We start from the raw sequence: 12,428 nt of genomic DNA on the forward strand, positions 1-12,428 counted from the left end.
CGCTTCCTTCGTACTCACCCCCAGAACTTCTGCGGGCTTTCCTCCGGGCGCTTCCCTTCGGTCTTGCGTTTCCGACTCTATCAGACCGTTTCCCGGTCCGATTTCCTCGGTTTCCTTCTCCGCTTTCCGGCCCTTTCGGCCTTCCGGCGGTTCCGACTCTATCAGACTCTTTCGGGCCCGATTCCCAGTCAGCGGGAGTGCTTCAAAGGCGTTCGCTTTCGCGCTTCCTTTTCGGCGGTTCCGACTTTATCAGAAGCATTTCGGCCGATTGAAATCAGCCGGAAGGATCCGGATAGAGATTCGGAGGAATGCTCCCGGATGGCGGATACCGCGTCGGGAGCGAGTGAGACTCTAAATGTTCACGCCCCGACAAGTCCAGTCCGAGGCAACCGTTAGAATCTACCTCCCCACGAGGACCGTGTCAACAGTCTTCCTGGGGCGAAGAGGACCTTAGCAGCTCACGGCGGTGCCGCGCACATCGCCGGGCCGCGTGCCGCGTCAGGCCGCGGTGGGCACCTCGGCGCTCCGGTCCGCCTCCTCCACGTCCCCGGTGTCGCCCGCGCGGGCCGCGCGTCCGCCCAGGATGTAGACGTAGGCCAGGAAGGCCACCTCGGCGGCGACGCCGATCGCGATACGTGCCCAGGTCGGGAGGCCGGACGGGGTCACGAAGCCCTCGATCACCCCGGAGACGAACAGCACCAGGGCAAGGCCGATCGCCATCCCCAGCGCGGCCCGTCCCTGTCTCGCGAGCGCGGCCCGGCGGCTCAGGGGGCCCGGGTCGACGACCGTCCAGCCGAGGCGGAGCCCGGTGCCCGCGGCGACGAACACCGCGGTCAGCTCCAGGAGGCCGTGCGGCAGCACCAGCCCGAGGAAGGTGTCGAGCCGGCCCGCCGAGGCCATCAGGCCGATGCCGATCCCGAGGTTGAGCATGTTGAGGAAGAGGATCCAGATCACGGGCAGGCACAGGAAGGCGCCGAGGGTGAGGCACATCGCGGCGGCCTGCGCGTTGTTCGTCCAGACCTGGGCCGCGAAGGAAGCGGCCGGGTGGCTCGAGTAGTACGTCTCGTAGTCGCCGCCCGGCTTGGTCAGCTGACGCAGCTCGTCCGGGGCGGCGATGGCGGACTGGACCTCGGGGTGCGCGCCGATCCACCAGCCGATCACCGCGGCGAGCAGCGTGGAGAGGACGGCCGTCGGTATCCACCAGTGGCGGGAGCGGTAGACGGCGGCCGGAAAGCCCGCGGTCAGGAAGGTGACCACGTCCCGCCAGCCCGCGCGCCTCGTCCCCGTGACGGTGGAGCGGGCGCGTGCCACGAGCTGGGTGAGGCGTCCGATGAGGATCGGATCGGGGGCGCTGGACTGGATCAGGGAGAGGTGGGTGGCCGTGCGCTGGTAGAGCGCGACCAGCTCGTCCGCCTCGGCACCGGTGAGGTTCCGTCCCCGGCTCAGCAGAAAGTCGAGGCGGTCCCACTCTGCGCGGTGGGCGGTGACAAAGACGTCGAGGTCCATGGTGGGCTGCTGCTCCCGGCACTTGGTGCGTACGGTCCGTCCTACTGCGGCGCGCTGCCGGTCAGCTTGGCAGACTGGCCCGCAACGGGGGCGGGAAGGCCGAGGAACGCGAGGGGTGGCTGCGGTGAGCGGGCTTGTGACGGGGGACGCGGTCGTCCTGGGGCTGCATCCGGCGCGGTTGCCGAGCCGGGCGCTCGCGATCGTGATCGATCTGGTGGTCGTATGGGCCGCCTATCTGATGGTGATGATGGGCATCGCCATGCTGTCGCTGGCTCTCGACGAGGCCGCGGCCACGGCCCTGTCGATCGCCGCGTTCCTTCTGGTTCTCGTCGGCGCGCCGATCGCCGTGGAGACGCTGAGCCACGGGCGTTCGCTGGGCAAGCTGGCCTGCGGGCTGCGGGTGGTGCGGGACGACGGCGGGCCCATCCGCTTCCGGCACGCCCTGGTGCGCGGGGCGATGGCGGTGGTGGAGATCCTTCTGACCTTCGGTGTCGTCGCGTGCATCGCCTCCCTGGTCTCCGCGCGGGGGCGGCGGATCGGGGACGTGTTCGCGGGGACGCTGGTGGTGCGCGAGCGAGTGCCCGGCCGGCGGGAGAACTCGTTCGTCCCGCCTCCGCCGCCCTGGCTGGCCGGACGGTTCGCGGAGCTGGATCTCTCCGGTGTGCCGGACGAGTTGTGGCTCGCGATCCGCCAGTACCTGACGAGGATGAGGCAGTTGGATCCGCAGGTGAGCTGGTCCATGGCGCAGCGGCTGGCCGGGGACCTGGCGGCGCGTACGGGCTCGTCGGTGCCGCAGGGTGTCCCGCCGGCGGCGTATCTGGCGGCCGTGGTGCAGGAGCGGCAGGTGCGGGACGCGCGGCGGGCCCACGCGGCCGCCGCGCGGCGGGCCGAGGACGTGCGGGCAGCGGCGGCGCGCTCGGCCGAGGCCCGGGCCCCGGAGACCCCGCAGGCCCTGCATGTACCTGTGGCCCCTGAAGCCCCGGCGGGGACGCGGCCGGAACCGGCGCCGGCAGTGGATCGGGCCGCGCCGACGAGCACGGATGACACCGCGAACATGCGGGACACGGCGTCCGGGTCGGACCGGGCGACCGGCTTCGCGCCGCCGGCGTAACAGGACCGGGCCTCTCGGCGGCGTATCGGCAGGTCAGGGGAGCAGGTCAGGGGAAGACGGACGGCGGAGTTTCGAGGTCCTCCAGCTCGATTCCCGGCGCCGCGAGCACCACGTCCCCCGCGATGTGGAGTGTGTGCCGTGCCCCTGTGTCGAGGTCGTCGACGCGGTACTCGTCCACGGTCAGAGGGCCGTTGTCAGTGGCGTGCGCTTCACTGTTCACCAGGGCCCAGGAGTGGTCGACGGTACGGGGTGCGAGGACGGGGTCCGTGAAGGCGACCAGGCGTACGCGGGTCGCCGGGGAATCGGGGTCGAGGCGCAGCAGGCGGGCGACGGCGACGAGGAACGCGGGGGATGTGCCGGTGAAGGCGTGGGCGCGCACATTGCCTTCGCTGGCGTGAGCGCCGCTGGGGTCGGTACGCACCCAGGTGACGCCGTCGAGTGCGGCGCCGCGGACCTGCCAGTCCGCGGCGTGGAGTTCGAGTCGGATGGGGCGGCCGAGATCGTCGAGGGCCAGATCGACGGTGCCGGTCTGCTCGCCGGAGGGGGTGAGTGTCCGGGAGACGTAGCGCCAGCCGGAAGGGCCGGGGGCGCACTGGAAATGTTCTTCACCGAGGGGGGTGTGATCGTGCGGATCATGGAGCGAATAACGGCCGCGGGGCATGGGGCACAGGTCCTTGGGCGATGAGGCGCGGCGCCGCGGGCGTCGGCTGCGGGGCGGTACGGAGCAGGCCCCCCGGCACGGGGGTGCGGGGGGCCTGCCTGGTACGTCGGTCACGTCCGCTGCCGGTTACGGCCGGGGGGCGGAGGCCCGCCGGCCGTAACCGGTGAGCGCGGGGCTCAGTAGCGGTAGTGGTCCGGCTTGTACGGGCCGTCGACCCCGACGCCGATGTACGCCGCCTGCTCGGGGCGCAGGGTGGTCAGCTTGACGCCCAGCGAGTCCAGGTGGAGGCGGGCGACCTTCTCGTCCAGGTGCTTGGGGAGCACGTAGACGTCGGTCGGGTACTCCTGCGGCTTGGTGAACAGCTCGATCTGGGCCAGGGTCTGGTCCGCGAAGGAGTTGGACATCACGAAGGAGGGGTGGCCGGTCGCGTTGCCGAGGTTCAGCAGACGGCCCTCGGAGAGGACGATCAGGACCTTGCCGTCGGGGAACGTCCAGGTGTGCACCTGGGGCTTGACCTCGTCCTTGACGATGCCCGGGAGCTGCGCCAGGCCGGCCATGTCGATCTCGTTGTCGAAGTGGCCGATGTTGCCCACGATCGCCTGGTGCTTCATCTTGGCCATGTCGGCGGCCATGATGATGTCCTTGTTGCCCGTGGTGGTGATGAAGATGTCGGCCGTCTCGACGACGTCGTCCAGCGTGGTGACCTGGTACCCGTCCATCGCCGCCTGGAGGGCGCAGATGGGGTCGATCTCGGTGATGATCACGCGGGCGCCCTGGCCGCGCAGGGACTCGGCGCAGCCCTTGCCCACGTCGCCGTAGCCGCAGACCACGGCGGTCTTGCCGCCGATGAGCACGTCGGTGGCGCGGTTGATGCCGTCGATGAGCGAGTGGCGGCAGCCGTACTTGTTGTCGAACTTGGACTTCGTCACGGCGTCGTTCACGTTGATCGCCGGGAAGAGGAGGGTGCCGTCGCGGTGCATCTCGTAGAGACGGTGCACACCCGTGGTGGTCTCCTCGGTGACACCGCGGATCTCGGAGGAGAGCTGGGTCCACTTCTGCGGGTTCTCGCCGAGGGTGCGGTTGAGGAGGGTCAGGATGTGCGCGAACTCCTCGCTGTCCGCGGTCGACGGGTCCGGGGCGGAGCCCGCCTTCTCGAACTCGACGCCCTTGTGGACGAGGAGGGTCGCGTCACCGCCGTCGTCGAGGATCATGTTGGGGCCGCCGGTGGGCGTGTTCGGCCAGGTCAGCGCCTGCTCCGTGCACCACCAGTACTCCTCCAGCGTCTCGCCCTTCCAGGCGAAGACGGGCACGCCCTGCGGGTTCTCGGGGGTGCCGTCGGGGCCGACCGCGACGGCCGCGGCCGCGTGGTCCTGGGTGGAGAAGATGTTGCAGGAGGCCCAGCGGACCTGGGCGCCGAGGGCGACCAGGGTCTCGATGAGCACGGCGGTCTGCACGGTCATGTGCAGCGAGCCGGTGATGCGGGCGCCGGCCAGGGGCTGGGCCTGCGCGTACTCCTTGCGGATCGACATCAGGCCGGGCATCTCGTGCTCGGCGAGGGTGATCTCCTTGCGGCCGAAGGCGGCGAGAGAAAGGTCGGCGACCTTGAAGTCCTGGCCGTTGGCGACAGTCGACATGCGAACTGCTCCTCGTGGTTCGGGTCGAGGTGTGTGGGCTGGCTCTGCTGCGGCCTGGGCATACGAATGCCCGGGCACCGGCAGGACAGTCCGTCGGAGGCCCTCTCTCCCTCGACCGGTCCTCCGGGGACCGCCCGACCGCCATCAGCAGCGACGTCTGATACCGGTGACGAATCTACACCGATCGGCCCAGCGGACCCCAGCCCGCCAGGGGCGGGTTCCAGCCGGATTCGAGTGTCCCGGCGGCCCGCCGGTGGTCGGGGGAGGTGGGAACGGGGCCGGACGGGTCGGGATCGCGGGCCCGCCCGGGGTCAGTGGGTGTCCCCCGGGGTCAGTGGGTGTCCCCGGCCGGAGGGTCGGCCGGAGACGGGGAGGCGGACGCGGGCGCGGCGGACTCGCGGTAGATGTCGGGCTCCAGGTAGATGACCCGGGCGATGGGCACGGCCTCGCGGATGCGGGCCTCGGCGGCGTTGATCGCCTCGGCGACCTCCTGGGCCGACTCGTGCCGCTCCACCGCGATCTTGGCCGCGACCAGCAGCTCCTCGGGGCCGAGATGCAGCGTGCGCATGTGGATGATGCGGGTCACGGTGTCGCCGTCGACGGTCGCCGCCTTGATCTTCTCGATGTCCTCAAGCCCGGCCGCCTCGCCGAGCAGCAGGGACTTGGTCTCGGCGGCGAGCACGATGGCGATGACGATGAGCAGGATGCCGATGCAGAGGGTGCCGATGCCGTCCCAGACGCCGTTGCCGGTGAGCAGCGCGAGTCCGACGCCGCCGAGGGCGAGGAAGAGACCGACGAGCGCGCCCAGGTCCTCCAGCAGGACGACGGGGAGTTCGGGGGCCTTGGCGCGGCGGACGAACTGGGTCCAGCTCAGCTTGCCGCGGAGCGCGTTGGACTCCTTGATGGCGGTCCGGAAGGAGAAGGTCTCGGCGATGATCGCGAAGACCAGGACGCCGACCGGCCAGTACCACGCCTCGATCGCGTGCGGGTCGTGGATCTTCTCGTAGCCCTCGTAGATGGCGAACATACCGCCGACGGAGAAGAGGACGATGGAGACGAGGAAGGCGTAGATGTAGCGCTCGCGGCCGTAGCCGAAGGGGTGTTGGGGGGTGGCCTCGCGCTGGGCCTTCTTGCCGCCGAGCAGCAGCAGGCCCTGGTTGCCCGAGTCGGCGAGGGAGTGGACGCTTTCGGCGAGCATCGACGAGGAGCCACTGAACAGGAACGCGACGAACTTCGCTGCCGCGATCGAGAGGTTGGCCACGAGTGCGGCCACGATCGCCTTGGTGCCGCCTGACGCGCTCATGTGTTCCGGATGTCCCTTCGTACCGACGACGGTCGACTGCTGCCGGGGCCCTCCCGGCCGTTGCGGTGGGCCATTGTTGCAGTCCCCGGGGGCCGTCGGGTTCAGGCCACCACGGTCGCGCGGAACAGGGTGCCGGCGCCGTCCCCGGCACCCGCGACGCGGACTCGTTCCCCGGCGGGAACGAACGCCGACTCGCCCGCTGCGAGGGTGAGTTCACCCGTGCCGTCGGTGCTGTCCGGACCGCCGGCGTCCCCCTCGGGGCCCGGGCCGGGCGTGCCGAGCGCGCTCACCGCGCCGGCCGTGCAGAGGAGGATCTGCGGGCCGGCCGCGGTCAGGTCGACGGCCTCGGCGCCGGGGGCGAGGACCAGCCGGGAGAGCCGGAACTCGTCGACGGGCGTGTCGTAGACCTCCTCGCCGCCGGGCGTGGCCTCGGGGCGCAGCACCCCGGGGTCGCTCGCCTCGAAGCGCACGATGCGCAGCAGTTCGGGGACGTCGACGTGCTTGGGGGTGAGACCGCAGCGGAGCACGTTGTCGGAGTTGGCCATGATCTCGACGGCGAGCCCGTCGAGGTAGGCGTGCGGCACGCCCGCGCCGAGGAACAGGGCCTCACCGGGCTGGAGGCGGACGTGGTTGAGCAGCATGGCCGCGATCACGCCCGGGTCGCCGGGGTAGTGGCGGGCCAGGGAGGCGTAGGGGGCGTAGGGGCCGCCGAGGCGTTCCGCGGCGGCCGCGGCCTCGTGCACGGTCGCGGCCATCTCCTCGCGGTCCGCGCCGAGTAGGGCGGTGAGGACCTCGCGCAGGGCCGACTCCTCAGGCTGGGCGTGCAGGAGGTCGACATACGGCTTGAGCGAGTCGACGTCGAGCCCGGCGAGGAGTTCGGCGGCCTCGGCGGGCGGGCGGAAGCCGCAGAGTCCGTCGAACGGGGTGAGGGCGCAGACCAGTTCGGGCTTGTGGTTGGTGTCCTTGTAGTTGCGGTGGGGCGCGTCGACGGGGATGCCGGCCGCCTCCTCGGCGGCGTGGCCCTCGGCGGCCTGGGTGCGGTCGGGGTGCACCTGGAGGGAGAGCGGTGCTCCGGCGGCGAGGAGCTTCAGCAGGAACGGCAGCCGGGGGCCGAAGGCGGCGACGGCGGCGGGGCCGAGTTCGCGTTCGGGGGCTTCGCCGATCACCTCGTCGAGGGGGCCGCGCGGGGTGCCGGACGGCGCGCCGGGGTGGGCACCCATCCACAGCTCGGCCTGCGGTTCGCCGGTGGGGGCGGTGCCGAGCAGTTCCGGGATGGCGGTGGTGGATCCCCAGGCGTAGGGGCGCACGGTGTTGACGAGGCGGTCCATGGTCGTCCCTGGCTCTTCCTTGGTCCTGTTCGGCGGTGCGAACGCTACGGCGGTGCGGCGTACGGGCGGTGCCGGGCGGGGTGGTGCGGGGGCGGCGTACGGGCGGAGATGGTGCCCGCCCGGTGCGGCTCCCCCGGAGACGGCGGGTTACACGCGAACGGACGGCGCGTTACGCGGGTCCGCTGTTCCCCGTGGCTCCCGAGCCGTCCGGACCGCCGGTGTCCTCCGTGCCGCCGGTGTCCCCTGTGCCGCCGGTGTCCCCCGCGTCCGCGAGCGACAGGTACACGGCGGCGAAGTCGGTGACGGCGAGGAGTTCGGCGAGGGACTCGAGTTCGGTGCCGGGTTCGGGTTCCAGTTCGCTCAGGGGGGTGTCGTGGCCGAGGGCCAGTTCCCTGGCGGCCGGGGCGGCGCTCAGGCCCCCGACGGGCCGGTCACGCAGCAGGACCACCCGGGCACGCAGGGCCTGCTGCTCCTCGACCCGGTCCCGGAAGAAGTCGTCGAGGTCGGCGCCCGCGGCGAACCCGCCGGCCAGGAGGACGCCGTGGGCGGGGAGCGCCTCCGGCAGCTCGGCGGCGAGCGCCGGCCGGCCGGCGAGCTCGGCGAGGACGGAGGCGAAGCGCCGGCCGGCCGGGCCCGCGCCCGCGCCCTCGGTCCAGATGAGCGGCAGGCTGTCGGCCAGCTCGGCGGCGAGGGTCTTGGCCGGGTTGCTGTATGTGGCGATGGCGGGGCCGCACCGCTCGGCCGTGCGGTCGAGACGGTCGGCCACCTTGTCGAGGGCCTCGGGGGACGCCTCCAGCAGGCCGACGCGGTCGAGCAGGACGAGGAGTGGCGTGAACAGCGCCCACAGGGCCCCCGGGCTGGCCGCCTGACCCTCCTCGTAGACCAGCTCGTGCGGTGCCGTCGCCATGGGCACGACCAGGCCGTGGGCGCCCTCGACGGCCTCGGCGAGCGGGGAGCGCTCGGGAGTGACGGCGACGACGGTGCAGCCGCGGCGGTACGCCTGCTCGGTGAGGAGCGCGAGGGCTGGTTCGCTGCCGTCGGTGGTGACGACGAGCAGCAGGTCCACGGGCCCCGCCCAGCCGGGCAGGGACCAGCGCAGGGCTCCGGCCGCGTGCGCGACGCCGGTGGGCCGCAGCGGGATCACCGGGGCGGACGCGCCGGCCAGGGCGCCGATCAGGTCGGCGACGCCGACGGCGGCCGTGCCGGGCCCGGCCACCAGGACGGTGCGCGGACGCCCCTCCGGGGTGAGGGCCGCGATACCCGCCTCGGCGGCGTGCCGCGCGGCGGTGCGGACGCGGGCCCCGGCCTCGGCGGCGCCGCGCAGCAGACCGCGGTGATCGATGCGGGCGAGAGCGTCCGGCGCGTCGAGGAGTGACTCGTCGAGCATGGGATGGGGCCTCCGATCGCCGTACGCGGGCGGGGGGTCTGCGGTTGTGGCCGGTCCGGAGGACCGGACCGGGCGGAACGGCGGCCGCCTCGGGCCGAGCGCCCGGTACCGGCAGGCGCCGACCGGGCGAAGCGGTCCCGGTGTCCGGCAGCCGCCGGGCCGGGCGGCCCGGTGGCCGGGACCGGTCAGGCGCGGCCGGCCACCGTGACCGGCCGGGTCGAGCCGGGGGCCGGTCAGGCGGGGCGGCGGGCCTCGTCGACCAGCAGGACCGGGATGCCGTCCCGGACCGGGTACGCCAGGCCGCAGTCCGCACCGGTGCACACCAGCTCGGGGTTCTCGTCCGCCGTGCGGTCGTCGAGCGGAGCGTGGCACGCCGGGCAGGCGAGGATCTCCAGGAGGCCGGCTTCGAGCGGCATGACGGTGGTGTCCCTTCGGGGGCGGGTCGCAGGTCGGACGGGCCGGGGCTCCGGAGTGGGACCCGCGGTCACGGTCGTACTGATCAGGTCTCGTCAGCCTACCGCCGGGCGGAGGGCCGCGGCTCGTTCTGGCGGGGCCGTCCCGCCGGCCGCCCTCGGGCCCGGCGGAACGGCCGGGCCCGAGGGCGGCCGAGGCCGGCACCGGGGTCGGTGCCCACGCGGCTCAGTCGCCGACGCAGGTCAGTCGCCGACGCGGGTCAGCGGACGCGCCCCGGGTATCGGCACGGCTCAGGCGCCCCCGCGCACCAGCGCCAGCACCTCGTCGCGGATCTTCGCCATGGTGGCCGCGTCCCGCGCCTCGACGTTGAGGCGCAGCAGCGGCTCGGTGTTGGAGGCGCGCAGGTTGAACCACCAGTCCCCGGCGGCGACCGTCAGCCCGTCCAGGTCGTCGGTGGTCACGTCGTCGCGGCCCGCGAAGGCCGCGCGCACGGCGGCCGCGCGGGCGGCCTGGTCGTCGACCTCGGAGTTGATCTCACCGGAGGCCGCGTAGCGGTCGTACTCGGCGACCAGCTCGGACAGCGGGCGCTCCTGCTCCCCGAGGGCCGCGAGGACGTGCAGGGCGGCGAGCATGCCGGTGTCGGCGTTCCAGAAGTCGCGGAAGTAGTAGTGCGCGGAGTGCTCGCCGCCGAAGATCGCGCCGGTGCGGGCCATCTCCTCCTTGATGAAGGAGTGGCCGACCCGGGTGCGGACCGGCTCGCCGCCGTGTTCACGGACCACCTCGGGGACCGACCAGGAGGTGATCAGGTTGTGGATCACCGTGCCGCCCGGGTGCTTCGCCAGCTCCCGGCGGGCCACCAGGGCGGTGATCGCGGACGGCGAGACGCCCTCGCCGCGCTCGTCCACCACGAAGCAGCGGTCGGCGTCGCCGTCGAAGGCGAGGCCGAGGTCGGCGCCCTCGGCGCGCACCCGGGCCTGGAGGTCGACCAGGTTCGCGGGGTCGAGGGGGTTCGCCTCGTGGTTGGGGAAGGTGCCGTCGAGCTCGAAGTACAGGGGCACCAGGGTCACCGGCAGGCGGCCGAAGACCGACGGGACGGTGTGGCCGCCCATGCCGTTGCCCGCGTCGACGACCACCTTGAGCGGACGCATACCCGCGAGGTCGACCAGGGAGAGGAGGTGGGAGGCGTAGTCCTCCAGGGTGTCCCGCTCCGTCACCGTGCCCTCGGCGGAACCGGCGGGCGCGGGCTTCGGCGCGGTCCCCGCGGCCGACCAGCTCTCGACGAGGGCGCGGATGTCGGCGAGGCCGGTGTCCTGGCCGACCGGGGCGGCGCCCGCCCGGCACAGCTTGATGCCGTTGTACTGGGCCGGGTTGTGCGAGGCGGTGAACATCGCGCCGGGCAGGCCGAGATGGCCGGATGCGTAGTAGAGCTGGTCGGTGGAGCAGAGCCCGATCAGGGTGACGTCCGCGCCCTGCCGGGCCGCCCCGCGCGCGAAGGCGGCGGACAGGCCGGGGGACGAGGGCCGCATGTCGTGGCCGACGACGATCGCGTCCGCACCGGTCACCCGCACGAAGGCGGCACCGAACAGCTCGGAGAGGCCCTCGTCCCACTGGTCCGGCACCACTCCGCGGACGTCGTACGCCTTCACGATCTTGGACAGATCGGCAGCAGCCACGTTCCCCATCCCCCATCCTCCTGAAGTCTCGGCGATCGCATCAAACTACCCGCAGGGCGGCGCACCGGTCCGCCCGGATCGCACCTTTGCGCACCGCGGTGTCCGCAAGGTTTCGCGTGCGGTGCTTCCGGGTGCCAACGCGACTGTTTGCGGGGCGGGTTGAGGAATCCGGGGCCGGCCGTCAGGAGCGGACCACCGCCGGCCGAGGACCGCACCGAGGAGCGGGGTCAGTTGTCCGGGTAACGCAGGACCCGCAGATGCCCCCGGCGCGCGACCTCCATCGGGTCCGCCGTGCGGCGTCCGCCACCCTGTCCGCCCGCCTCGGCCGTACGCCCCTGGGGCCGGGCGGCCTCACGGACGGCGTTCGCCAGGGCTTCGAGATCGTCGCCGCTGGGACGCGCGGGGGCGGAGCCGTCGGTGAGACGCACGACCTCCCACCCGCGGGGCGCCGTGAGCCGCTCGCTGTGCTCCGCGCACAGGTCGTAGCAGTGGGGCTCGGCGTAGGTGGCGAGCGGGCCGAGGACCGCAGTCGAGTCGGCATAGACGTACGTCAGTGTCGCGACGGCAGGGCGGCCGCACGCGGTGCGAGAACATCGACGTACAGGGCTCACGACGTTGGACGGTACCGCACTCTTGAGCGGGCTGCGACGACTCTCCATCAGGTCACTCCCCCGTGTCGTGGTGTGGCATCCGGCAGTACGGCCGTCATGGCAACTGGCCTGACCTGCACGGAAAGAGAACCACACGGAGGACGACCGGACCACGTCCGGTCACGACTTGGGGTGAATCATGCCAATCGGCGCGAGATCATCGATCACTCGGAGCGCACATTCGAGCCCAAACTCGGCCGAAACGTTCAACTGGCGACAACTCGTGTGCCGGACGCCGCCCGGCGATCGCTCCCGGCGCGGGAGAGTTACCCTGCGTGAGTGAAGGACAGTCCCGTACCCCCACCGCCGCCGACCGATCCCAGGCCACGACACCGCGACCGCCACGGCCGGGGGATGCGCGGGCCCGTCGCCCCGCCGCAGGTCCCGCTCGCCGCGAGCCGGGCCGAGACCTTCCGGGATCTGGTGCAGGACTCGGTGGACCGTCTGGAGCGGCGCTGGCCCCAGCTCGCGGACATCGACTTCCTGGTCCTGGAGGTGCCCGGCACCCAGGACGACGGGGTTCCGCTCGGCGGCGCGGTCCCGGCGGCCAAGGGGCGCCCGGCGCGGATCATGGTCTACCGCAGGCCCGTCGAGATCCGGACGAAGAGCCGCGACGAGCGGGCGCTGCTGGTGCACGAGGTGGTCGTGGAGCAGGTCGCCGAGCTGCTGGGCCTCTCCCCGGAGTCGGTCGACCCCCGCTACGGCCAGGACTGACGGGGCCGCGGCGGGGGCGAGCCGGGCCCGAGAACGCCGGAGCCGCC

11 protein-coding genes are annotated in these 12,428 nt (G+C 72.7%); 2 read left to right on the forward strand and 9 right to left on the reverse strand.

The window, feature by feature from the left end; all coding sequences use genetic code 11:
• Positions 1-498: 498 nt before the first annotated feature.
• A complete protein-coding gene (locus tag ABZ457_RS23055; RefSeq protein ID WP_359160173.1) occupies positions 499-1,506 on the reverse strand; it encodes a stage II sporulation protein M in 1,008 nt (335 codons plus the stop codon).
• 124 nt (positions 1,507-1,630) lie between these two features.
• On the opposite strand from ABZ457_RS23055, the gene ABZ457_RS23060 reads away from it, so the two are divergent.
• Complete coding sequence (locus ABZ457_RS23060; RefSeq protein WP_359160176.1) at positions 1,631-2,617, forward strand: RDD family protein; 987 nt, start codon at positions 1,631-1,633, stop codon at positions 2,615-2,617.
• Between the two features lie 46 nt (positions 2,618-2,663).
• Here the strand turns inward: ABZ457_RS23060 and ABZ457_RS23065 are convergent, their stop codons facing one another.
• The 8 genes from ABZ457_RS23065 to ABZ457_RS23100 all read right to left on the reverse strand — a co-directional run bounded on the left by ABZ457_RS23065 (position 2,664) and on the right by ABZ457_RS23100 (position 11,676).
• A complete protein-coding gene (locus ABZ457_RS23065) occupies positions 2,664-3,278 on the reverse strand; it encodes a hypothetical protein (RefSeq protein WP_359160179.1) in 615 nt (204 codons plus the stop codon).
• 176 nt (positions 3,279-3,454) lie between these two features.
• On the reverse strand, positions 3,455-4,912 hold the full coding sequence (gene ahcY / locus ABZ457_RS23070; protein ID WP_359160182.1) for an adenosylhomocysteinase: 1,458 nt from the start codon (positions 4,910-4,912) through the stop codon (positions 3,455-3,457).
• A gap of 331 nt (positions 4,913-5,243) precedes the next feature.
• Positions 5,244-6,215: a cation diffusion facilitator family transporter gene (locus ABZ457_RS23075; RefSeq protein WP_359160185.1), complete on the reverse strand. Its 972-nt coding sequence runs from the start codon at positions 6,213-6,215 to the stop codon at positions 5,244-5,246.
• A gap of 101 nt (positions 6,216-6,316) precedes the next feature.
• Complete coding sequence (gene manA / locus ABZ457_RS23080) at positions 6,317-7,543, reverse strand: mannose-6-phosphate isomerase, class I (protein ID WP_359160188.1); 1,227 nt, start codon at positions 7,541-7,543, stop codon at positions 6,317-6,319.
• A gap of 169 nt (positions 7,544-7,712) precedes the next feature.
• A complete protein-coding gene (locus tag ABZ457_RS23085; RefSeq protein ID WP_359160191.1) occupies positions 7,713-8,930 on the reverse strand; it encodes an SIS domain-containing protein in 1,218 nt (405 codons plus the stop codon).
• Between the two features lie 233 nt (positions 8,931-9,163).
• Positions 9,164-9,346, reverse strand: coding sequence for a Trm112 family protein (locus ABZ457_RS23090; RefSeq protein WP_018846774.1), 183 nt, complete (start codon positions 9,344-9,346; stop codon positions 9,164-9,166).
• A 288-nt stretch (positions 9,347-9,634) separates the two neighbouring features.
• On the reverse strand, positions 9,635-11,026 hold the full coding sequence (locus tag ABZ457_RS23095) for a phosphomannomutase/phosphoglucomutase (protein WP_359160195.1): 1,392 nt from the start codon (positions 11,024-11,026) through the stop codon (positions 9,635-9,637).
• A 218-nt stretch (positions 11,027-11,244) separates the two neighbouring features.
• The gene (locus tag ABZ457_RS23100) at positions 11,245-11,676 is read right to left on the reverse strand and encodes a DUF3499 domain-containing protein (protein WP_359160198.1); all 432 of its coding nucleotides are present in this window, start codon (positions 11,674-11,676) and stop codon (positions 11,245-11,247) included.
• A gap of 345 nt (positions 11,677-12,021) precedes the next feature.
• Here ABZ457_RS23100 and ABZ457_RS23105 point away from each other — a divergent pair, with 345 nt between their 5' ends.
• Positions 12,022-12,381, forward strand: a complete 360-nt coding sequence (locus tag ABZ457_RS23105; protein ID WP_359160298.1) for a metallopeptidase family protein — start codon at positions 12,022-12,024, stop codon at positions 12,379-12,381.
• The last annotated feature ends 47 nt before the right edge of the window (positions 12,382-12,428 follow it).

It is taken from the genome of Streptomyces sp. NPDC005805 (assembly GCF_040630445.1).
Taxonomy (GTDB): Bacteria; Actinomycetota; Actinomycetes; order Streptomycetales; family Streptomycetaceae; genus Streptomyces.